The organism is Enterococcus pallens ATCC BAA-351, assembly GCF_000407485.1.
GTDB classification, from domain to species: Bacteria; Bacillota; Bacilli; order Lactobacillales; family Enterococcaceae; genus Enterococcus_A; species Enterococcus_A pallens.
Window position 1 is genome coordinate 204,506 of the sequence record NZ_ASWD01000005.1, and the last position, 24,068, is coordinate 228,573.

The window sequence follows — 24,068 nt, forward strand, 5'->3', positions numbered from 1 at the left end:
CTCCCCCTAAAATTTATTTTTAATTTCGTCAAACCCCATCGCCGATTCCTCTGGCACAATTTGTGCAACAACCTCTGTTCCACTGCTGGTCAATTCTTCTAAGAAATCCACTTCTTCTTTTAGTAATGATACAGCTGAGATAACCTTTGTCCGTCCTTGTTCGTAAGGGACACCGCCTAATTGGAGCTGTTTCAGTTTTAATCCATTGTTGACAGCATTCTTTACGGAAGAAATATTTTTGAACAATAAGAAAAGCTGATCATTTGCATATATCCCGTTAGTTAGTCGTTCAACAATTTCTTGTGTATCAATAATTTCAACCTTTACACCTTCTGGAGCGGCCATAGCATATACATCAGCCATAAAGGGATCTTTTCCCAACGTGTCATCAACAATCACAATCTTGTTAGCATTGACTAATTTCATCCATTTGGTAATTACCTGTCCATGAATTAAGCGATGATCTACACGAGCAAATTTAATTTCTTCCATAGTTGATTCCTCCATTTTAAATTGATTAAATGTTTCGATGACATCTTCATAGTACTCGCTGCAATTACTCATTAAATCAAGTAATAGACGCAATGATAAGTCAGTGTATACTTTAGCGCCTAAGTCTAGACCTAAACGGATGGAGATTTTGTACGTAGTACTACCATGCAAATCACTAACGATAATCAATTCTTTTTTTTCAACAAGCTCTTGTTTCATTTGCTTCAAGAGCTGTTCATGGTCCATATCAGCATTTAATGAATAATGCAGCAGTTCATCTCTTGTTCCAAAATGTACTTTGACATCCTCAATCAAACTGCTCCCCCAAGTGCCATGTGTTAGCAATACGATTGTCTTCATAAACTGAGCTCCTCAATTATTTTTTTCAAATCGACCGCTTTTTCATCGGGTACCATTTGATAATATACGTAGACTTTTTTATCTATTAGTTGTTGGAGATTAGCAATTTCTTCTCTAGTTAAAAATAAATTATTAAACAATTTGATTCTTCCAATACCAGAAGCCATTCTACCAATATTCAAACAGTCGATATGACGATTTATTACAAAGGAGCATGCCGTTTGAATATCCTTAAAGAGAATCATTAATGCTTCCTGCGTTTCCTGAGAAATACGATCCATTTCTGTACTACGTAAAATTTCAATCTCACAATCTTTGGGCTTTGACATTAAAATCATTTGTTTTTCGATCAAATCGGATGCTGTGGCTGTATCTACGACAACAATTTTTTTGATGTTCTTTTTATTTGTCCATTTAAAAAGGACTTGTCCGTGAACCAATCGGTCATCACAACGAATAAATAGCATTTTGTCCACTCTTTCCTATGGATTGACTTCAATTACACTATTGATTCCTGTTTGTTTGCAATGCTTCGTTAAGTCGTCGAGTCTCATCGTTTCCCGCATCATTGCACCTTCCACGATCATGGATAAATTTAAGCCGGATAACAGTTTGAAGTTTCGTCTTTGTTTTAAGGTTACCGAACAGACGTTAAATGGTGAGCCACCAACCAAATCCACCAAAACGATAACCCCTTCTCCTTGATTTAGACTGTCCAATGCCGCTTCTACCTCGTCCTTCAGATTTGAAATACTATCATCTCTGTTTAACGAAATCGTCTGGCAATTGGAAATAGGACCAATAATCAATTCGGCACTGCGCTTTATTTCTTCTCCAAATTCTCCATGTGTCACTAAGAGAATCCCTATCATGTCATCCCCTCCTCTCACTCCTTTAATAGCAAGTTGCATGCCAACTTTTCTTTTCCGTGTTTTCATGCGCTTTGTACAACACAAACAACCCACTAAACCTCCAGTTCACTTCCTGAAAGTTTAGTGGGTTGTCTTGTGGGTTGAATCTTAGTTCTCTTACCGGCCCGATTAACCTACTGGGTCATATAAAAATAATTGTTCTGGAAATTCGTAAACAAAGATATCGGCCACATTCATTAATTCCTTTTTTGGAACCTCAATACCAAAGAATTCATCTACAATCAAATAGTGCTTTTCCAGCAACTCAATTAAATGAGACGATGATTGATAATTAACAGGAATCTCTTCTTGTTCTGAGGAATCAACTAAAACTTTTTCAATCATGCAGCCATTGTGGAAAATAAACTTTAATAGAAACTCATCGGTAACGTCAATTTTAAGATCTGCAGCAATTGCCTTTAAAACTGATTTGAAAAGCAAAAATACTTTTTTACTATCCAGGAAGACCAAAATTTTCTTCATGCGCTGAATCATCATAGTCTCGAAATGACGAAAATCATCACTAGGATCAAAACTCTCTTGCGTAGACTGCCAATGACGCGACATTACAGAAAGAAGTGACTGAACAAGCTCTTCTAAAGACAGCTTGCGGCTTAAGGATAACTTAGCTGCTTCTAGAATTAATGGGGTACTTGCCATGTCTATCACACGAACGGTAATTCCTAGGTCGTCTTTTAATTTCTGTTCAAAAGATTTAATTGAACCCATATCAGCCATTATTAATACACCGAGCCCATTGTCTAATTCACGAACCTTTTTCTTGGTTCTTTCGTAGACCTCCTGAACTTTTTCTTCCAAACTCATATTAATCGCTTTTACACTAGTGATACCTAAAAGTGAATTTACCGTGTCAGCAATACTGGAAGCCGTGTTTTCCCCATGCATAACAACCAATAAAGAAACATGTGGACGATCCGTATATTGAATCAACTGATTCAACATGCGATCAACAATTTTGATATCCAATTCGGATAAAGAAAGGCCTAAATTGTTTTTCGTTTGGTAAACGATTTGTTTGGTCGCCATGGAAATTTCTCCAGATTCACCCAGCAGATTGTCTAGGTCATTCTCTTCAAAAGTTGTTGCTGCATTTTTCCAAACAATAGTGAGGTGATAGGCAATGATTTTACTATAAAGTTCCAAATTCTCCTTATCGACAAAGCTGGCTAAAGGCTGCTTAACAGCTGCCAAAATATTGCCGTCAATAAACATGTTCTTCACAACAGCATCTTTACTAATGGCTTCTTGGTTAACTTTTTGCATCATTTTCCCTGTATATTCGGAAATAACTACCTGTGCTTCGTCTTCATAAACAGCAGTATTACCCGCATTTTTCATTAATAAGAAATTCTCTTTAATTCGTTGATAAACTTCCTGCTCATTTTTTTCAAAGGAAAACATCTGTACACTTTTTTCATGTTTAAAAAGCAAACTCTCCGGTAAGTTATGAGCAAGTCTTCGCTGATCTTCGATACCATCCAAATGTTGAGCAATACTTACAGGTAGATGCCGAATTTCTATTGATACTTCATGAGATCCATTTTTTATTGTATCGACAAAGGCATTGGCACAGGAAAACTGAAGATCGCTTTTTAATTGTCCAATATTTCCTTCAAAATGATAATTCAACAAGAGGCTCAGCACTTCTTGGTTCATTCGAATATCTCGGCTGATCCTGCGGCTTTCTTCTCTGGCAAAACGACTAATAAAGGCCATTTTTTCTTCCCAGCTTCTCTGATATAAAGGTGGCAAATGGATATGAACAGGTATACGTCTCAAGAAAGTATTCAACATCACCTCAGAGGGCTGCTCAGTAGTAGCCATAATCAAACGAACATTTGTTACATAGTCGTGTTCAACGTCACCTAATTTCCGATAAATTCCTTTATCCATCAAATAAAACAGCATTTCTTGTCCTTTGGCACTCAAACGATGCACTTCATCAAGAAATAAAAAGCCATTGTTTGCTGCCTCAACGAGACCTTTGCTGTCTTCTGTTGCACCAGTGAAGGATCCTTTTTTGTGACCAAAAAGATGAGACAGCAGCAATTGTTGATTATCAGCAAAGTCAGCACAATTAAAAGTAATGAAGGGAGCTTTCTCTGGCACCTTTCCCTCATTTAAAGCATACAGGTACATTCTTTCAGCAAATAACGATTTTCCTACGCCGGTTTCTCCAGTTATCAACGTCGTCAATCCATTGACTGGATATAAAATTGCCGCTTGTGCTTTCTTTACCGCTTCTTTCAGTGAACCTGCTTCACCAACTAAATCGAAGAAGCCTGAATCTTGCGTTCGTTGCTCTTTCGCTAACATTTTCTGCAGCTGTTCCAGAGATGAAAAAGAAGCCTCTTTTATAGTAAAATGAAAGCCATCTTCAATCGTTTGCTTATCAATAAATAGTACCGGTCTTCTATTTATTTTGATAGCCTTTTGTTCACCCACTAAGCGATTCAAATCCTTGCTGACATTTGCTCGATCCAAACCAAGCTCATCTGCAATCTCCGTTGAAGTACTTCCTTTAATTTCGGTTCCATACAAAGCCAGCTGCTCACGAGAAGTATCTATTAATTTTTGATGCACTAAATCAATTCTTTTCATTAACTTCCCCGCCTCATTCTCATTTTACGACTTCCCCAAATCGTTTTTAGTATGTACTTTTACCAAGTATAGTATCCGAAAATCTGATTATCAAGTGAAACTAAAAAATAAGAATAGATACTTATTTAAGTTATTTACATTTCAAAGATGAGAAATTTTTTTTGTAAGATGAACGCCTCTTTTTGTTAAAAACTTCTAGTTGCTATCAGAAGCTTATATTTCTAAATTATGGTCTACCTACCAGAATCTATGCCCTAAAAAGATTGTTTTCCATTATTTAGCAGCACCTCAATCATCTTTTGTATCACAGATGGCTAAGGTGCTGCTAAATAACAGGATTTTCAATTAAGGTTACTTCTTCGGGCCAACAGTCAATTTCCACCTTACAGCCAATTGGCAAACTAATTATCGTGGTGTTATGTCCGAAGTTTAGATTATAAATAATTGGCAAATTCGGAAGCCTGCACTCGTTTTTGATTACCTGCAGTAAGTCTGCTTTATACTCAAATTAATAGACTTCTCCCATAGGTTTTGCTACTAGCAAGAGAGCTGATAGTTAAAATCTATCTGTTTCATTGTCAATTTTTAGCCATTCATATTGCAACCATAGTTTCACTTCGGGAGAACATGGAACATTTTCAGCAGGTCTTTCCGCTAAAATTATCTCAATCTGCTTATCATGAATCAAATTCTGACTCACTGCATAAGCAAGCTCCGAGAAGCTAGCCGCACCGATATAACCGGGCATTTCGTTTTTTTCTTTGTTAAACAAATAAAATATATCTGCTGCTTCAATATTTCTAAAATAATTGGAAAGGATGATCGGATACTCCTCTGCCAAGTTATTGCTTAACTTGGGATAGTCGATAACTACACAACCTTTAGATTCAAAACTTTGAACTAGCTCTTTATACTCTTTCTGAAAATCCATACTTCCTGAGATAACTACTTTTGGGCTCATTGTGCTCATCCTTTTTGATGGTTTCATTTTATTATACGCTATCTTGAGGAAAAATCCTTGATGAGTCTTTGTGTCTTTTTTAAGAATGTATCTCTGAATGTTCAAAATAATCTTATTTCTAAGGTTGCTGTATTGAAAGATAAAGGTAGGTAATTTTGATACACTCTTGCTTTTTTTAGATAATTGATAACAGCTATTTATACTGGGATCTGTTTTTTCTCATTTTAAATAGATTGATAAACATGTAAATAATCTTCTAAGCATTTTTCTCAAAAGTTTCATACTTCAACCATACCAAATACACCCACTTGCTAAAACAACTAGCAAGTGGGTGTGTTTCACTTATTTAACTTTTCTTTGTCTCTTCCATAAGACGACACTGACAGCAACAATCCCGATCCCCATCACTATCAGCAATTGATTCGTTGGATCATTCAATTGTGGAATCAATCGTGAGAGAGTTCCTTTGGTTGACTGAGAATGAGCAGAACCTGGCGTATCTGGTGCTGGTGGTACTGTGGTCCCTTCCTTCGCATTGACGAAATTCCCAGCATTTACTCTCGCTGGAGCAGCTTTCGCTGAGGAATCAATCGTAAATTCCAACTGCTGCGTGTTTAGAATATAGCCTGCTGGTGCTTTGGTTTCAACAAAAGAATAGGTTCCTGGCTGTAGATTATCCAGCTGAATCTTCCCTTGATCGTTAGAGACTAGCTTCTCTGCGACAGTGACACCTTCTTGATTGACTACCTTAAATTCTGCTCCTTGGAGAGGATCTCCCTTGGCATCAACCTTTGTCAATTCGGCAGAGCCTTGATAATTAATAAAGTTGTTACTAGCTACTTCAATCGCTGGTTTCCCAGCTGCTTCATCGGTAATCGTAAAATCAATTGGTGTTGTATTCAACAGATAACCATCTGGTGACTTGGTTTCAATGAATTGGTAGTCCCCTGGAGCTAATCCTTCAGCACTTACTAGTCCTTCATCATTAGACCTTAATCCTTGCTGGATTGTTTTGCCATTCGTATCGACTATTTTAAATTCTGCTCCTGATAATTTTTTGCCCGCGGCATTCTTCTTAACTAATTGAGCGATTCCTTGATAGTTGATTAAGGTATCAGTAACTAACAATTCTTGCGAAGAATTACTATTTGCAGGGATTGTTATTTTGATCGGTTCGGTATTTAAGATGAAGCCTGAAGGTGCTTTGATTTCAACTAAATAATAGGTGCCTGGCGCTATACCTTGAGCTTGTATATGCCCATCCTTAGCATGAAATTCCGTGTTTTCCTTACCATCAATATCAAAGACTGTTATAGGATTTTTCCCATCTTCAGTTGTTGATAAGACAAAGGTTCCACCATTTAACAGTTGATTGTCTTCGTCAGTTTTTTTGATATCGATTTTTCCTCTGTAATTATCGATTTCTCCTAAATTAATTGCTTCTGGTTCTCCTAGTGATGAGCTGATTTCAAAAGGAATCTCTTTGGTACCTAGGGCAAAATTCTCAGGTGCTTTGGTCTCAACTAAAAGATACCTGCCTTCTTCCAATCCCTTAATTAGGAATTTTCCGTTCTCGCCAGTAACAACCGTATCTGTCGATTGATCGTCTTCATCAAAGAACGAAACAGGCCCTTCGCCACGTGAACCGTCGGCATTTTGTTTGTAAACCTGAAACTCAGCTCCGGCTAACAATTGATTAGATTGCTCTGATAATTTATCGCCATCAACTTTTGTTCCAGCAACGGTTGATTGATAATTAGTAAAGGAGAAGGCATCAATCGGACCGGATTCCAAGTCTGGACTGACAACAAAGTAAATCGGCTGTGTGTTTAGAATATAGCCAGGTGCTGGCTTAGTTTCGATCAGTTTATAGCTTCCAGCTCCTAATCCTTCTAACGGAATATTGCCGTCTTGATCTGAGATTATTTCGCCAATTCGATGTTCCTCTCCAGTAGCTGGATCAGATAGATACAAATCAAAATGAGCGTTGGCAATTGGTGCTCCGTTACCTTCTTTAGTAATTTGCGCTTTTCCTTTGAAATTCTGGAAATCGCCTAGATTAATGATTTCAGGTTTTCCGTTTGCTTTTTCAGGAATTTCCACTCGTATCATGTATGGATTAATCACATAGGATGAACCATCCGGCAGCAGTGGTGCTTTAGTTTCCTGAAGATAATAAACACCTGGAGCCAAATCGTCAAATTGAATCCAGCCATCCGAGTTACTGGTTTTCGTGATGTTGAGACTTTCTTGATTACTATCATATAAAGTAAATTCACTGCCAGATAATGGTTCTTCTGACGTATTCACTTTACGAATCTTGACACTTCCTTGATAGTTTTGGAATTCTCCAACCTCAACTTTAACTGGCTTATCCATCGCTGAATTAGTAATGGTAAATTCTTTTTTACTTGTATTCATTAGATACCCATCAGGCGCTTTAGTTTCTACAATTGTATAGTTTCCTGGCGCTAGATTGTTGATAGCTACCTTACCTTCTTGATCCGAGGTTAAATTATCCTTCACAATATTGCCTGCCGAATCCTTCACTTGGAACACTGCACCAGATAATGCATTGCCGTCTTCATCTTGTTTGATCAATTCGGCTGAACCTTGATAATTGGTTGCAGAACCAACCTTGACAGTCGCTGGCTTTCCGACAGCACGATCAATAATGGTGAACGGATATTCTTTTTGATTTAAAACATAACCATCTGGTGCCTGTGTTTCAACAAATCGATAATCTCCGGGGGCCAATCCATTTACGGAAATCAATCCGGTACTATCTGAAGTAAGATTATCCTTCACTGTATTCCCTGAACTGTCCACTACTTTAAATATTGCACCGGCCAGTACATCCTGATTTTCATCTTGTTTCTGTAATTGAGCTGAGCCTTGGTAATCTGTCATATTAAGATTCACAGTAGGAATTTGATTATTCCCATTACGGACAACATAGAATTCAATTGGTTTTGTATCAATCACGTAATTAGCTGGTGCTTTAGTTTCCGTTAAGCGGTAATGCCCTGGAGCCAAGCTTTCAATTTCTAAAATCCCTTGACTGTTTGTCACATAAGGACCGCCAGCCTGTGTTTGCCAAATACCTAGAATGTTTCTTTTTTGCAGCATAAATTCGGCGCCGGCCAAACGTTCCTGATTTTCACCAGTTTTAGTCAGCAACACTCTGTTAGGTGAGTTGGTAATCGCAGTAGGAACTGCTCCTTCGACAGATGTCTCGGCGGTGATTTCAATACGGCGTCCATGAACCAATTCGTCTGGGATCGTATAGCCATCCGGTGCCTTGGTTTCAACCAAAAGATAGTCCCCTAAAATGAGATTTCCAAAGGTGATTTCACCATTTCCATCAACATCTCCTTCTCTGAGAAGGACTGTCTTCGTGGTATCCCATAACTGGAAATGAGCACCGGTCAAACTGGTAGTGCCGTCTTCTGTTGTTTTCTTAATAGTAATTTTCCCTTTAGTTCCATGAGCAGAACCTCCGCTGTGATTAAGACCGACAGTGACATCTTTTCCGCCATCATCTTTAATGACATAAGAGCCGTCACCTGTGATGTCAACCTGATTGGAAACTACGTCACTGCTTCCGGTTGCTGAAGAACTAATAAGTGCACGATAGTCCATGTAATAAGCAGTAGATATCTTATGCAAGAATTCAACTGTCAGCACCTGCTCGCCAGTAACATTATCTGTTGTGATGGAAAGCTGATAATCGGTTCCTTCGATTAACGGTTTAGTCCGATCGGGTGTAACCGTTCCATCTTCAGCAATTGTCGTTTCATACAATACCACGGAGTTCTGATCAATAATTTGATTGTTAGATGGATGGTCGGTCACCTTCACATGGTCCAACTCTGATTGTGCTGGATTTATCACTAAATGCCAATTTACAAAGTCTGGTGCAGAAGGATCCTGCTCGCCAGTTTTTTGAATATGTGAGCCACCGTTTTTAACAGATACTTCGCCAGTGACTTCTCGATCATCGTTATTATTGCTGTAATCCGCCACGTTTTCGTAATTCTTCGAAGCTTCAACAACTTTACCTTCTACTGAAGTCTCAAACTCAATCAGATACGTGTGTTGACTTTCATTAGGGAAGCGAATCTCAAAGGTCTGATCGTTGGCTGCTGAGGGCTCCTCGATCGACATCTTATCATTAACTGGTGTATCGCTATCCTTTACCACAGTTCCATCAGCCGAGGTCGTTGCTTCATAAACCTTCAACGAACCAGCTACATAATCTTGATTATCTTTGATCTGGTCTTTTAAAAAGGCATCCTTCAGCAAGTTTCTGCTTAAATTAACCGCAATCGTCCAAGTAATATGCTTATTCTGAGCATTATAGCTGCCGCTTTTTTGAGCATTTAATGAATAGTTCGGTCTCGGTTTAAAGCTTGAATTGTCCTCCGAATGGTGATTGTCACCATTTTTATCCTGCCAATCTGCTCGTATGTCGTTGTTAAAGTGGTCCAGCTCAGGTGTGTCTGGATCTAACAGAGTGATATCAAAATCCGTCGTATACCGAATCGTAAAGCTTTCTTCCGTTGGGTTATACTGTCCTAAAAATTCAATTTTGAATCCTGTTTCGTTCCCTTTACTATCATATGTTTGCGTCAAACGGTAGTCAGTTCCAGCAGCTAGTACTGCTCCAGTCGAACTAGTAACCGTCATTTGGTATCCTTGATCAGGTGTGCGACTTAAAGACAAGCCTGGAACTGGACTAAAGGTATCTGTTAATACTAAATTTTCCATGTAGTATTTATTTTGATTTACTTTGATGGTCCAATCCACTTTACCGTCAGCATAATCAACATTGCTGTAATTCTTAATCACGTTTTGCTGCTGAGCAGTGCCATTGCCTTCGTCCTGTTGCCCCGTTCCAATTTCTACCTTGTTATTAACTTGAGTTGGGTCAGTAACTAGACCGTTAACACTGGTTTTATAGGTTACTTTGATTGCTTCATTCACATCATTTGTAAATTGAATGACAAAGCCTTTGCCATCCTCCGTAGGAACTAACGTATAGTCTTCCGGGTCACTTAGTTTTCTCCCAACAATCTCATTGCCATTTTGATCAAAATCAATGGCATGAAGCTCTACAGAATCGGTAATCAAATCCATGTTGTTGCTTAAAGTATCGGTAATTACCGCATCTTTTTTCGGAATGCTTTTCTCGCCATAATTGTATTTAATCTCCCAAGAAAATTCTTGTTTGTTAGGATCATAGCCAGTTTCATTTTTTTCCAATAATTTTCCATACGTATTGGTTACACTAGCTTTAGCATCAATACCATCCTGATCATTATCGTCTGTCAGTGTAGCGGTGTTGGTAAAGCTGACTTTTCCACCTTCTTCAGGAATAACTGAATCATCAATACTGGTATGGTATTCGACACGATATGCATCAGAAACGTCTCCAAGAATCGTTACATTTCCATTTTCGTCTACTTTGTACTGATCCGGACTTAATGTCTCTCCTACAGATGCTACTGTTCCATCTAGATTCATGACCAATTTGTAAACGACTACTGATTCATAGGTTAAACCCTTAGGCCATTGTTCAGTGATAGTCGGATTAGATAAGTTTTCCATTCCTTGGTTGAAATCTACTTCCCATTTCACTTCGGTAGGATTAGGCGTCCGATCAAAAGATCCTTTTTTGGCAATTGATGTATCTGTTGCTGGTCGAATAGGTACAGTAATGGGCGGCAAATTATCCTCTTCTGGAAAGGTAATCGTAATATCGCCTGGTCCATCAATATGAGTAGTGTCAAATTCAGTATCGAAATTGAAGGTTCCGTTAATATCAGATTCCTGAGCTACCCGTTCATTAAAAACAATTTTTACTTGCCCATTTTCATCTACTGTATAATGAGCATAAACCTCTCCGTCATCATTCAGTAAATCCCCTTCTTGTTGGCCAGTAATCAATACTCCTTCAGGAAGCTGAAAGGTAAAATAATCGCCTGCCTTGATTTGAGCTCGCACATCTTCAGGGATAGACCAATCATAATGTAAACGAACGGTGGTATCCGCGGGAACTGGCGGGGTTAATGCTACCCCATTTTTATCGAAATAATTTGCTTCGGCGTTGGTAATGATTGTACCTGTCCCATTTGGAAAATAGGTTCGAATATCATTGGCAGCTTCAGGTTCCTTAGCCTTAACAGTTGGCTGCTTTTCTACTTGACTTTCTTGTGCTTGTTCCTTTTTTGTTGCATCTGTTGATTGTGAGGGTGATGTTTTATTGCTTAGTTCCTCACTTGAATTTTCAGATGAAGAATTTGTTTCTTGTGTCTGAACAGGTGCTTTGCTCAACTCTTGAGGTATTTGAACTGTAGTAGACTGATTGTTGTACACCAATTGGAAACTTTCTTTTTCTAAAAGAGAGTGAGTAAGTAAGGGAATCTTAATTGAAAAATCTCCCTCACTTTCAGGATTAAGAGAAAAAGTTATTTTACTCGCTTCTACCGAATAGGCGCTATCTGGAACATTTGACAAAGTTTGTTGACCTTGCGGGATAAACGAAACACCCTCAGAGAGCACAACATCCTCAGTCACCGCTTTTTCTGGTGTTTGAATCTGTCCTTCCACCGTTAGGAATGCCTGGTCATTTTCCGCACTTACAGTTGTTTTAGTCAGATTGATTGGCGACGGGACTGGGATCGTTTCTGCCAATCCAATGACTGGTGCTAAATATTGTAAAAAAATAAGGATTGTCATAAATCCGTAAATTAGTTTGTTCTTATTTTCACTTTTCATCTCATCATCGCTCTCTATGTTTTTATAAATGTTATTATATAGATGAATGTTCAATATATCGAAAATTTTGCATCACATTAGAAGATTTTGTGAACATTCTTAGTCTAATCACTGAGAAGCCTTATTGTTTCCGGTTTCTTGTAACTGGATTGTGAATAAAAAAGGAACTACTCTTAAGGATTCTAAGTTGTTCCTCTGAAAAAAATTGAGAATATACCACTAAATGAAAATAAACAAAATGCTTGAACAAACTGTTCCTACCAAGAAAGCCTTGATACTACCTTGATTCCCATCAGGCAGCTCAAATTTAATGATATTCATCAACATCGCTCCAGTAATAAAAGCTTCAATTGAGACTACTACGTAATAAGGCAAAGAAAGGACAATAGATAAAAGAGCCCCGACTAAAATACTCAGCGAAAGTACATAACGTCCCTTTTTGTGATATATTTTTCCATGATGATGACTCAATGACCAATCATTCATCAAAAAATGTAATCCAAAGGCCACAAAATACATCAACATATAAAAATGCTCCGAGAACGTATTGGCAATCACTAAATAGCCAATCATGATATTGTAAACCGAGTAGAACGATATGTCCGACCAAAAATAGGCCATCTCAGCACTAGTCACATCCCGTTTCTCCACGATATTGAAGTTTCGTTCATCCAACTTATACATAATGTAGGAAACGACTAGTCCCAGCAATACAATGGCATAGATAGCATGCGTGTATCGAATTCCTGAATCCCACCCAAATTCATCCACCAACACTCCTTGTGAATAAGCTAGTTGCGGTAATAAGTGTATAATTGCATACGATACGCCAACTCCAGCCGCAAACGACATCATAAATTCTACATTAAGCTTCTCGAACAAAAAGAATCTCGAACCTATATGGATAATGATAAATCCACTGATCACTAAAAAGTTCACCAAATTATTTTGTAAATCTACCATAATCCCTTAGTTCCTCCAGTCTAATCACTTTACGTTTCGTTAATCTCCTCAAATTATAAACTGTAAAGTTCTAATGCTGTCAATAAATGTGATTATTACAGAAGGCGTTCATCTGTTTTAAAATATACTATTCTTCCTATTTGAAATATTTCGTTTAAAAGCAAGCATATGTTGTAAAGTATTAGGTTAGACGTGATATGTTATAACTTATACAATAGGTCAATTTGTTGATTGATAATTTGCTAAGGAGGTCTATATGGAACTATTTGTCGATACCCCTGATAAAAAAAAGATTGTTTTCATCCAGACTATTTTTGATTCTGATCAACACACATGCGCATTAGATACACTGGAAGATGCTGTTAAGGTTAATCGCCAAACAATTTTTTCTCTCTGGCAGTCTATTCTTGAAGATATTCGGTTAGCCAATTTTTCAGAATTGATTACGATAGATTATTTTTCTACCAATTATTTATTTAGGATGAGTATTGCAGAAGCTTTCAATATCCAGACGCTTATTAATCTTTACGTGAAACGATCGATTAAATATCGCCTGCTCTATTCATTGTTAACTACAACTTTCGGAACATTGCAGGAAGCAGCAGACAGGTTAAATGTCTCTTATATACAGATTAGAAGGGTTATTGCAGATTTAAATGTGTTTTTGGAATCAATTAACTTAACCATCCATTCAAGGCGAACTGTTTTTTTAGCCGGAGACGAAATCACGCTGCGCTTTTTCTATACTGTGCTTTTTGTATCAACCGATGGGATAACATTCTGGCCTTTTCCTTCCTTTCGCTATCATGAAATCTCTGCCCTTTTGGATAACTGTCCGAAAGAAGTTTTCCATTCGAAGTCATTGGACAAGCTAGCCTTTACTCATTTTTATTTAGCAGTTCACCTTTTAAGAGAACGTCAAGGCTTCCCTGTGGGTAAAAAAGACCTTACAATTTCTCTTTATCAACCTTATTCCGATTCAAGTAAAGATGAATTTAGGGCATTTTGTCATTCGCTTAGAACATATTTACCCCAATACTCTGAAGCAAAATTGATCGAAAACGCGCAAATTATCTGCAGCAGCATAGTCGCTCTCGGCGGATATGCTTCGGTCGATGCGGTGCCTGATTTTTTCTTTGCTGATAATGAGTTATTTCAGCAAGATTTTACTCAAAAGGCTGCCGCCATCATTGCTCAAATTGATAATTATCTATACCAACCATTGACTGCAGATGAAAAAAACCGAATGCTGTATTTGATCTTGTGCTTGCATTATCGAATTGCCTACATTGGTAAACCGTTGGAAAAACTCAGAAACTTACTGCCTTATTACTTTCATGAAGCTACTGACTTACGTAAGCAATACAAAATGGCCGCTACTCAATCATTAATTGAACAGGTCTTACACTCAATGGATTTAAGTCCAGCAGATCCTTTTTATGACTACATGCTCTTTCAATATTGTCTCATCTATGATAAATGTACAGAATTCGAAAAACACAATGCGCCGATTACTGTGGCCTTCGTTTCTATCATCTCGAATCATACGATGCAAAAGGATATCACACAGTATTTTTCATCCTATTTCAACCTGACAATCGCTGACAGTCTGTCCCGTGAGATTGATTTGATTATTAGTGAAGTGACTATTTCAGCTGAGGTCGTTTCGGTCTTGAGACTTCACCCGCCCATTCTCTATTGTCATCAGAAGCTAGTGGATTCCGATTATGAGAAATTGACCGAGGCACTAGCTGCTATCGCTAATAAAAATTCTAAGCTCATCTTAGACGGCAGAACATGATTGATGTTCAAATATACACCAAAAACGGCCTCCTACATCAAACTATTGTAGGGCCGTTTTTGGGATATTCTTAGATCGTTTGACTAAAAGCTCAGATTTTGAATTAATTCTTTTTGCATACTCGGAAATCCGTGTTTTTTTAGGAAAGAGTACAATTCTTCTTCAATTCGATATCCTTTTCCCCAAAGAGTTTGCAGCTCATTGTCATCAAAGCCAATAGAAGAAATTTTTGCCTTCAGTTTGACAATCAATGAGGATAATTGACTCAAGTTGGACGGAGTAGAAGGAGCTTCCCAAATCAATTGACACAATGTTTCTCTAGGAACTACTCTTCCTTTTGCATTATAAAGATTGATCAATAGTTCTTTCTCATTTTTTGACAAACTCCTCATAAACATAGCATAAATTTCTTTTGATGGAATAGTTACTGCACTATCCGTTAATCCGGCTTCATTAGTGTCACTGTCAATAAGATAAGAAAAAATATGTTCAGCAACATTTTCAATCATCTCTGAAATAGGAGCATCCTCATCAATCCAACCATCTACTTCATTTTCAATCCATGCAAGCTCTGACTGTCTAATTTTAGCTGGGTTGCCTCTTCTAAATATAGGGACATTGTACTTTTTCAAACGAGGTAAATAATGTTGCAGCTCAATCGTCGAGATTGTTTCGCTAATGATAATCAATGAGAAATAGCTAATAATATCAGCACAAGATTGATCGCGAGATAATAAACTCGAAGAACAGTACACTTCCATATTTAATCGCTGAAATAATTCCTGCAATTTCTTTTCTCCAAACGGATCTTTACTTAATATCAATACACGTTCCATTTTTTCCTCCTAAAAATTACATTATTTTTTTGGATAACACTTGAGCTAAATAACTAAGGTTCCAAAGTTTAACGGTAATTAATTATTAGTTATTCTGCTTACATATAGCTTTGATGTTACTTAAACTTTATAAAAGCAAATAGACAAACCTTCTTTTATTATTTATATCATAATATTACACAAGATGATTTTCGATTTTTTTCTCATAATCGATAGAGAGATGAACATTGCTTTCATAACGGCACTGATTCATTAAAACGATTTCTTGATTTTGATATTTTTTTAAGTGCCTTATTGTAATGAAGTAAAAATTGATCCTCAACTATTTTTGAGTTACTTTCAGCACTCTATGCTTACAATAAGATTGTTTATGTTCAAAAAAGCTCTTACAAATAAATTCCAAGAGTTCTTTATCTCATTAACGCTCACTCCAGAAGCCATTTCCTTAAACTGAAATGTAAATTACCAACTACAAAAAATGATAAAGGAATGCTCCTATGAACATTCCTTCACTGTCATTTATTCTTAAAATATTAATGTGAAACTTGAGATTTGTAGTTCGTCATATATTCGTTTTCTCCAACGGTATTTTTTGTTGTTTATATTTTTCGTCTGCAATCTTAGTTAAGGTCTCTTGAAGAAGTTCACTATCTTTTGCACAATACGTACTATTTAAATAAACGATGGGGGTTCTTTTCGGTAAGATCACATTGTTTACAGTTGATAGCGCGATATCCGAAATAATCAGATCAACATCCTCGCTAAAGTTTTTAACTACTTCCACAAGAAAATAATTACCAACCGTTTGCATTTTTGTACTAAGCAACATTTCAGGAGTTCGACAACCCATAATAAAGATGCGTATTTTAGGGTGAAATAGATAGCGATCCAATTCAAAGAACAGAAATTTATAATAGGCTACGCACAAATACTCTACGTAGTCTGATTCAATACTCTCAGATTTATCATAGGCTTTTTTCATAAAAATACGGTAAAAGGTTCGCTCACGTTCTTTGTTTTCCGGAAACTCAAAAGGATAGTGAACAAAAAGATCTAGGATTGACTGTTGCAACGCTTCTTTATATAGAAGAATTTGATAAAAAATGCCATTTAATCTAGCTTTTGCCATCATTCGTTCTTCCTTAGTCATGGTCCTTAAAGCATACTGTTCGACAACTTCTAGTTTTTCTCCTACCCACGAGGAAAAATTTATTTCCTCCAACTTGGGATTATTCATAAAAAAATCAGAGGTATATCCAGTATTATTTCCAACATCATTTGCGATAAGGCAGCTGATCAGAAACTTTGCTTCCCTTTCTAAAGCGTTGGTATTTATCATTGTTCCTTTCCTTTTTAACAAGTTAATAAACGCCTCATACATATTTTTTTCGCGATCATTCGCAGGTGACCAATAATAAGGATTATTTGGAATGGGTTGTTTCTTTGCTCTTAACAAGGAAACAGCTAATCCAAAGCGGATACTTAAGAATCGTGGCGTGAATTCCTGGTAGACTTTTCCAGCTAACACACTTAATACCTCTGACACCTCATGAGTGCTTATAAAAAGAAACGGCCATTTGTATCCTCCATATACATTTTGAAATACTCCAGTGTACAAGAGTCTGATTGTAATCTCATCCCCTTGCAAAAAGATTTTACGTTCGTGATTTAACTTGATGTTTTTAGCATATAGCTGAAAATATGTGCTTAGAAATGAAATCTCTTTTTTTGCCATAGCATAGGTAATATTTAGTTTTTTTGTGATATCAGATACTGTCCATTTCTTAGGTTCAAGAAAAAGGGAAAACACTCTGAACCGATAAGATTGCTCCAAATAATACAATCGAAAGACAGATAGCGAAAAATTTTTTTTAACGTTCCAAATGACTCGATTGTGCTCGAAAACATCTGTTAACTCTACGTAAGATTGATAGTCGAGTTCTTCAATATCAAATTTTATTTCATTAATAATTTTTTTAACGGTGGGATAAGAAACGTTTAAGAGCTTAACTATTTTTATCAATTCAATAGAACTATTCTGGTTACTATGTAGGTGTTCAATTAATAAAAATCGTCTTAAATAACGAATATCCATTAAATTGTTAATTATTATTTTTACCTCCTTCTAATTACTATAAGCTTGCTTCTTCTCTAAATAAACTACTGCTTCTATCATACAAAATAGAACAGATGATTTTTTTACGATATTTTCTTAAGATTAGAAAAATATCGTTTAATCTAATTAAATCACTGGCTATTCAACTTAATTTTTTATTCTAAATAAAGTTACAATCATCTTTGATCTAGAACCATCGTTCGTCAAAACTTATTAATCAGGACTTAACACTATAGATAAAGACCCTTAGTAAATTTTTTCAGGTCTTAGAAGCTAAACTGCCCTAGGTATTAGAATACGGAAAAAAGATTGCCTGATTTGCTCATTATTTTGGTAAGTGGCAGAAAAATTGAGCAAATCGTATGGTGAATGACTAGAGTATAGTGTTTAAGTGTGAGTTTTCCATAAAAAGTATCACTGAAGATTACCCACGAAAAATCATATTTTTTCTTGACCAGCACGTTGCGTGTTGGTCTATAGTAAAGATAGAAGTCAGGTGACTCTAGACGGAATTGCCTGACAACAGTCAATTGTCTTATTAAAAATTAGAGGAGGAATTATTCATGGCTAGGCCAAAAACAAAAATAGACTTAATTCAAACAGGAAATGAAAGCTTCACTAAGTTTATCGATCTTTTGGATTCGATACCGACTAGTCAAGTAACTGCTGCATTTACTTTCGATACCGCTAATGAAAAAGGGGCACATTGGGAAAGGGACAAAAATCTTCGCGATGTCTTAGTCCATTTATACGAGTGGCACCAATTGATCATTAATTGGGTAAATTCTAATCTTGAAGGTGAGAAAAAAACGTTCTTAAAGGAAGGGTATAATTGGAAGACTTATGAAGCTATGAATGATGAATTTTGGGAAAAACATCAAGATACTTCTTATGAAGAGGCACTGTCTTTATTAAAAGATAGTCATGTTTCAGTAATCAAGCTGGCAGAACAATTTTCAACTGATGAATTGTTCTCAAAAGGCGTTTTTGCATGGGTTGGCGGAAGTACTTTAGGCAGCTATTTTGTTTCGAACACCTCCAGTCATTACGAATGGGCCCTGAAAAAAACACGAAAATTCAAAAAATCTTTAATGATTTAGCCCTAAGCAATTCCTTTATGCTATACTACTAATACCTTGGCAGGGGCAATTCATATTGCTACGGCATCGAGCGCTCGATTGGCTCGGTGCTTTTTTATATGACCAAAACTAAACACAAAAGTAGCTGAGATAGAAAATTATCTCAGCTACTTTTGATACTCATTTTTTTCGTTATTTAGAAAGCGCAATAACAAATCTTTTCTGGTGCTCATCCTCGTCTTGAACTAGCTGGATAGAGAAGCCATGTTTTTCGACAATCGTCTTTGTGATCGCTAATCCAAGGCCGCTGCCAGTGAAATTTCGTTCCGTTTCATTTTCACTCACAAAAGGCTCAAACAATCGCTCCCGTTTGGTATTAGGAATAGGCATTCCATTATCAGCAAAAACAATAACTGCTTCGTCATGTTTTTGCTGAATAGAAATGTTCAGCATAGTCCTAGGTGGATTGTGTTTACAAGCGTTAATGATTAAATTAGAAAAAACTCTCTTCATTTCCGTCTTATCAATTTCATAATACAAAGGCTCCTCTGGCAATTCTAAATTCAAGTCTATCTCCTGATGTTCAATTAGATCATAGTTATCTGCAGTGGTCTGCTTTAAAAGATAGCTAATGTCTTCTCGCTGCTTTTTCAATTCATAATCAGCCGATTTCAACTTTGTGTAATGAAACATTAAATCCAATAATTCATTGGCCGCAACCGATTTCTGATAAATAATTGCTGAGACTTCCTTCTTTTCTTCCGAATCTACAATGTCCTCACTTAAGGCCTTTGAAAATCCAGTAATGCTAGTCAAAGGCGTTTTTAAATCATGGGCTATATTAGCAAAAAGAATACTTTGCTCTTTTGCCAGCTGCTGACTTTTTTGAGTAATTTTTTGATCCAAGCTGCGATAAAATAAGAAAGAAAAAATTGCAACTGCTGAAAACTGCAGACAGACACAGACAGCCATAAGTGGCAGCTCATATTCAGGAGGAAACACCTTTGTGACACCTCCACTGAACAATTCTTCCAATAATGAAACTGTAATAGAAAGACCAAAGAAATATAGGACAAAAGCTTTCAATATCGATCGCTTAAGATCTTTCATTGACTACCTCCAGTCGATAACCTAAGCCGCGAATTGTTCGAATTCGTTCATTGCCAATTTTTTCTCTCAGCTTACTCATCATGACCCGAACATTATTATAGCCAGTGAGAGAATCTCGCCAGCCGTGCTCGTAAATTTGTTCTTTAGTAAATACCCGACCAGGTTGTTCCATCATAAGCTTGAGCACTCTGAATTCAACGGCTGTCAGTTCAATTGTTTTTTCTAACACGGTAGCTATACAGGAATGAGTATCTAACTCCAAATCTCCAACTGTTAATAAAGCTGGCTGCCTTTCCTTGGATACTCCCAACTCATGATACCGTCTCAACAAGGCCTTCACTCGCGCAATCGCCTCATGGGGATCGAATGGCTTGATCAAATAGTCATCCGCCCCTAATTCTAGGCCAAAAATTCGGTCTGATGCCTCCACTCTAGCAGAAATAACCAAAATTGGAATGTTGCTCTCTTTTCTGATTGTACGAATCAGTTCAAAACCATCAATCTTCGGCATCATTACATCAACGATCATTAAATCAATTGGATGCTGCCTAAATATCTCTAAGGCTTCCTGACCATCATAAGCTGCAAGAAGCTCCCATTCCTCACTGTTTAAATACATCTTCACTAGCTTAACAATCTCTTTTTCATCATCAACATGTAAAATCGTATACTTCATCTTTCCAACTCATCCTTGCCTAGTCCTTTTTTAAAGTTTATCACAGGGGTGACGAGGATTTACAGCCTTTTTTTACATCTCCGTTTTTATAACTGTTTCATTTACTAGCTCCATTCGCCGATCCAATTCTTTATTTGTGAATTTACCTAGATAGAGCTCATCAACCAGCTGACCATCGCCAACAAATAAAATCCGTTCACTTTGAGCTGCGACTTTTGCATCGTGTGTAACTACAATGATTGTTGTTCCTTCTGCATTGATTTCCAGTAAAATAGTTAAAATTTCTTGCGCTGCTTTTGAGTTTAATGCACCTGTGGGCTCATCTCCAAAAATAATTTTTGGTTGACCCATTAGTGCGCGGCAAATACCTGCTCGTTGCAGTTGTCCTCCAGAAACCTGATTGATTTTTCGATTCTTCAACTCACTAATTCCGACCTTTTTCATTAAACCTTCAGCGTGCTCCACTAACTCGTTCATTGTTACCTTCTTTTCTTTCAGACTAGGAAGAATGATGTTATCGAGAATGGATAAATTTTTCAAAAAAGTGGGCTGCTGAAAGATGAAACCCATCTTTTCCCTACGTAAATCTGTCAAAGCAGCCTCGTCCATTGTATCGATAGATTGTTGGTCAAAAGTGACCGTTCCTGAGTCGATTGTATCCATCCCACTGATCGCATACATCAACGTCGATTTACCAGAACCAGAAGGACCCATAATAGCAACAAACTGTCCTTCTTCAACGTGAATGTCTAAATTGTTGAGCACTTGTACGCTTTCTTGGCCTTTGCCAAAACTTTTTACAATGTTTTTTCCTGCGATGATTGTTTTCATTTTTCTCACCTTATTCTTTCAAGTTTTCAGCAACTTCAATGTCACCGGTTCGACTTGTAACTAATCTTGTCGCTAATGCAGTAGTGATTATCATTAATACTGGACAACCTAGATAAATCAGCAAATTGCCGCTAAATCGGATTGACGTTAAGCCCATGAAGGAAACCATCACTGCCGCTAACGCTTTACCAATGGTCATCGCCAGCAAAGTTCCGGTGATTAAGCCGAGGAATAAAACCACTATACTGCGTGACAGATATTGCTGAGCTAATTCTTGGTTCGTAAAACCCAGTGCTTTTAAGGTGGCAATTTCTCTTCTGTCTTTGGTCATCAGCAGCTTCAAGAAGAGTGACGTGATCAGTGCAGTAATTATTACCGCTGTAATGGTTGAACCGATTGCTGCAATAAAAATTGAACGTATGCTGGGTCCAAGAGTTTGTTCTCTAAAGGCAGTTATACTGTTGACTTTAGCAAAAGGCAGCTTCTGCTTGTATTGATCAGCTTTTTCTTCAATCAAAGCTGATGGCTTCAGATGAATGAAGATAGTCGTCCACATTTTTTCAGTGTCCTCATCCTTAAAGGAGGCCTTAGCTGTCTTTCCTCCGTTAAAAGCATTGGTATAGATTCCACAAACCGTCAACTTCTTTTCTTTACCATTCTGCAGGATAGTTAATGAGTCTCCTACATTTTTTCCATAATCTTCCGCATTGATGGTTGATAGTGCAATTTCGTCTTCTGCTTTTGGAGCTCTACCAGCTGTGTAGTCTACGGGAAATTTTTGATGGTCACCTAATTCAATTCGCAGCACTCCGTCCACATTTTTTTCTTTTACATTAAAGCTTTTTGCGACAATTTTATTGTAATCCTCAACCTCAGGATCAGCCTTTAACACTTCTTCAATTGCTTTTTCCTGTTTTAAACTATCAGGTGAGTCATAAAGACTAGCTAGAATATTTACTTTCTCACTATACCCAATAAATTTAACAAAGGAGTCATCTTCTATTGTTTGATAAGCCATCCATGGCACAATCATGATAAAAGAAGAGAGAATAAAAACCAACAGCATTGTCAGATACATTTTTTTTCGATTGAAAATATCGATCATTGCCATTCGCATATTCATTGGTAAAAAGGTCATTCTTCTTAAATTCATTTTAGAACTGCTAGAGATTTTCTCGTTAGCACCGCTGTGCCGGATCGCTTCGACAGCTGAAATCTTTTTGAACCGATTCAGTAGTAATAAGACATATATTATTAGCACAGCTGCTACAATCAAAACACCCATGATTGCTAAGAGCTTACTCATTTGTTCCTTGCCACTTTCGCCGAAATTCAGTTTAATATTCTCTAGCAGCCTTGTACTAATTGGCAATGAAATTCCATAACCTAATAAGCTGCCAACAACGGAAATGGCAAAATATTTAGCAACATAAATCTTTTTTATTTCTTTTACTTGCATCCCGATAGCTTTCATCACACCAATTTCTTGATAGTCTGACTCAATCTTCGCTAAAAGAGTAAAGCGAATACACATAAAGGTCATGAGAACTACCAAGAGACTAACTAGTAACAAGATTGCTATCAGCATTCCATCCGAGATTGCACTTGCCAAGCGAAACAATTGATGAGTAACCGTGGGACCATTCATTTCTAATCCTGCTTTTTCATAGGCTGATTGGAAATCATTTAGCTTTGATAAATCCTTTAAACGAAACTGAATCAAATGCTCTGGTGTTCCCGAAGATACTAATGCATCAAAGTCCTGCTGATGGACCAAAAAACGTTTGGACCCAGTCATTGGCGAATTCATCTCTCCATCTCTGACAAAACCGTTTACTTTGAATTTTCTACCTGCAATAATTACTTTATCACCAATAGTTGCGATACCGCTCCTCTTTAACGATATGGGAACGTACAGCTCTCCAGGTTTTGGTTTAATCGGCTGATTATTCATATCCAACAAGTAATCCAAATGCTTGTTTTGAGTGGCTAAACCATTGTCAACAATACTGTCGGAAAAATTGTACTCACCAATTTGAATTTTTGACCCTTCGATATTCAAAAAGATCGAATCTTCGTAACGAGCAATATTCTCGTTCGTTTCGATGAATCGCTTCATTCTTTCCTCATCAAGATTCCCCGTATGCATTTGCATGTAATGAGCAACTTCGGATTTTTCCAACAGGGTATCAATCGAACCTAACAAATTAATGCTCAAAATTGTTGCCAAAGCAACTAATAAAGCTGCTACAGCAACAAATATCGTTGTAGTCACCGTGATTAATTTACTTTGCAAAACATCATTGCGTAAAATTCTGAAATACATTTTTATCACTCCTAACTCCTTCGTAATAACACTACCTATACAAATCCCTTTAAATTATTGATTATTACTGCAAACCATTTGTCAGGATTTATATACACTATAGCTAGCTAAGGTTGCTTGAATGTACAGGAAGTATTAACTGAATATTAAAGTTAAAAAAAGACATCTAACTCAAACATTCCTGTCTGAATTTGATGTCTTAAT

General features: G+C 37.1%; 15 protein-coding genes and 1 pseudogene. 2 read left to right on the forward strand and 14 right to left on the reverse strand.

Annotated features, from left to right (window positions below):
- Positions 1-6: 6 nt before the first annotated feature.
- The 8 genes and pseudogenes from I588_RS27025 to I588_RS20850 form a co-directional block, all read right to left on the reverse strand.
- Positions 7-852, reverse strand: coding sequence for a PTS mannose/fructose/sorbose transporter subunit IIAB (locus I588_RS27025; protein WP_010758911.1), 846 nt, complete (start codon positions 850-852; stop codon positions 7-9).
- Positions 849-1,319: a PTS sugar transporter subunit IIB gene (locus I588_RS20825; protein WP_010758910.1), complete on the reverse strand. Its 471-nt coding sequence runs from the start codon at positions 1,317-1,319 to the stop codon at positions 849-851. Before I588_RS20825 ends, I588_RS27025 begins: the two co-directional genes overlap by 4 nt.
- 15 nt (positions 1,320-1,334) lie before the next feature.
- Positions 1,335-1,724: a PTS sugar transporter subunit IIA gene (locus tag I588_RS20830; RefSeq protein WP_010758909.1), complete on the reverse strand. Its 390-nt coding sequence runs from the start codon at positions 1,722-1,724 to the stop codon at positions 1,335-1,337.
- 168 nt (positions 1,725-1,892) lie between these two features.
- Positions 1,893-4,385: a sigma 54-interacting transcriptional regulator gene (locus I588_RS20835; protein ID WP_010758908.1), complete on the reverse strand. Its 2,493-nt coding sequence runs from the start codon at positions 4,383-4,385 to the stop codon at positions 1,893-1,895.
- 325 nt (positions 4,386-4,710) lie between these two features.
- A pseudogene (locus I588_RS28250) lies at positions 4,711-4,875 on the reverse strand (hypothetical protein); the annotation flags it as partial.
- A 66-nt stretch (positions 4,876-4,941) separates the two neighbouring features.
- Positions 4,942-5,346 carry a hypothetical protein gene (locus I588_RS20840; protein WP_010758907.1) on the reverse strand — a complete coding sequence of 135 codons (405 nt, stop codon included), beginning with the start codon at positions 5,344-5,346 and terminating at the stop codon, positions 4,942-4,944.
- 342 nt (positions 5,347-5,688) lie between these two features.
- The gene (locus I588_RS20845; RefSeq protein WP_010758906.1) at positions 5,689-12,126 is read right to left on the reverse strand and encodes a SpaA isopeptide-forming pilin-related protein; all 6,438 of its coding nucleotides are present in this window, start codon (positions 12,124-12,126) and stop codon (positions 5,689-5,691) included.
- Between the two features lie 219 nt (positions 12,127-12,345).
- A complete protein-coding gene (locus I588_RS20850) occupies positions 12,346-13,089 on the reverse strand; it encodes a hypothetical protein (protein WP_010758905.1) in 744 nt (247 codons plus the stop codon).
- Between the two features lie 256 nt (positions 13,090-13,345).
- On the opposite strand from I588_RS20850, the gene I588_RS20855 reads away from it, so the two are divergent.
- Entirely contained in the window at positions 13,346-14,890 is a 1,545-nt protein-coding gene (locus I588_RS20855) for a helix-turn-helix domain-containing protein (protein ID WP_010758904.1), read from the forward strand.
- A gap of 83 nt (positions 14,891-14,973) precedes the next feature.
- Here I588_RS20855 and I588_RS20860 read toward each other — a convergent pair whose 3' ends face one another.
- Both I588_RS20860 and I588_RS20865 read right to left on the reverse strand, forming a co-directional pair.
- Positions 14,974-15,726 carry a winged helix-turn-helix domain-containing protein gene (locus I588_RS20860; protein ID WP_010758903.1) on the reverse strand — a complete coding sequence of 251 codons (753 nt, stop codon included), beginning with the start codon at positions 15,724-15,726 and terminating at the stop codon, positions 14,974-14,976.
- 562 nt (positions 15,727-16,288) lie between these two features.
- Positions 16,289-17,821 carry a helix-turn-helix domain-containing protein gene (locus I588_RS20865; protein WP_010758902.1) on the reverse strand — a complete coding sequence of 511 codons (1,533 nt, stop codon included), beginning with the start codon at positions 17,819-17,821 and terminating at the stop codon, positions 16,289-16,291.
- A gap of 584 nt (positions 17,822-18,405) precedes the next feature.
- Between I588_RS20865 and I588_RS20870 the strand changes: the two genes are divergently transcribed.
- Entirely contained in the window at positions 18,406-18,942 is a 537-nt protein-coding gene (locus tag I588_RS20870; protein WP_010758901.1) for a ClbS/DfsB family four-helix bundle protein, read from the forward strand.
- A gap of 171 nt (positions 18,943-19,113) precedes the next feature.
- Here I588_RS20870 and I588_RS20875 read toward each other — a convergent pair whose 3' ends face one another.
- The 4 genes from I588_RS20875 to I588_RS20890 form a co-directional block, all read right to left on the reverse strand.
- Positions 19,114-20,031, reverse strand: coding sequence for a sensor histidine kinase (locus I588_RS20875; RefSeq protein WP_010758900.1), 918 nt, complete (start codon positions 20,029-20,031; stop codon positions 19,114-19,116).
- Positions 20,018-20,707: a response regulator transcription factor gene (locus I588_RS20880; protein ID WP_010758899.1), complete on the reverse strand. Its 690-nt coding sequence runs from the start codon at positions 20,705-20,707 to the stop codon at positions 20,018-20,020. Before I588_RS20880 ends, I588_RS20875 begins: the two co-directional genes overlap by 14 nt.
- A 72-nt stretch (positions 20,708-20,779) precedes the next feature.
- Positions 20,780-21,538 carry an ABC transporter ATP-binding protein gene (locus I588_RS20885; protein ID WP_010758898.1) on the reverse strand — a complete coding sequence of 253 codons (759 nt, stop codon included), beginning with the start codon at positions 21,536-21,538 and terminating at the stop codon, positions 20,780-20,782.
- 10 nt (positions 21,539-21,548) lie between these two features.
- Positions 21,549-23,864: an ABC transporter permease gene (locus tag I588_RS20890; RefSeq protein ID WP_010758897.1), complete on the reverse strand. Its 2,316-nt coding sequence runs from the start codon at positions 23,862-23,864 to the stop codon at positions 21,549-21,551.
- Positions 23,865-24,068: the final 204 nt, after the last annotated feature.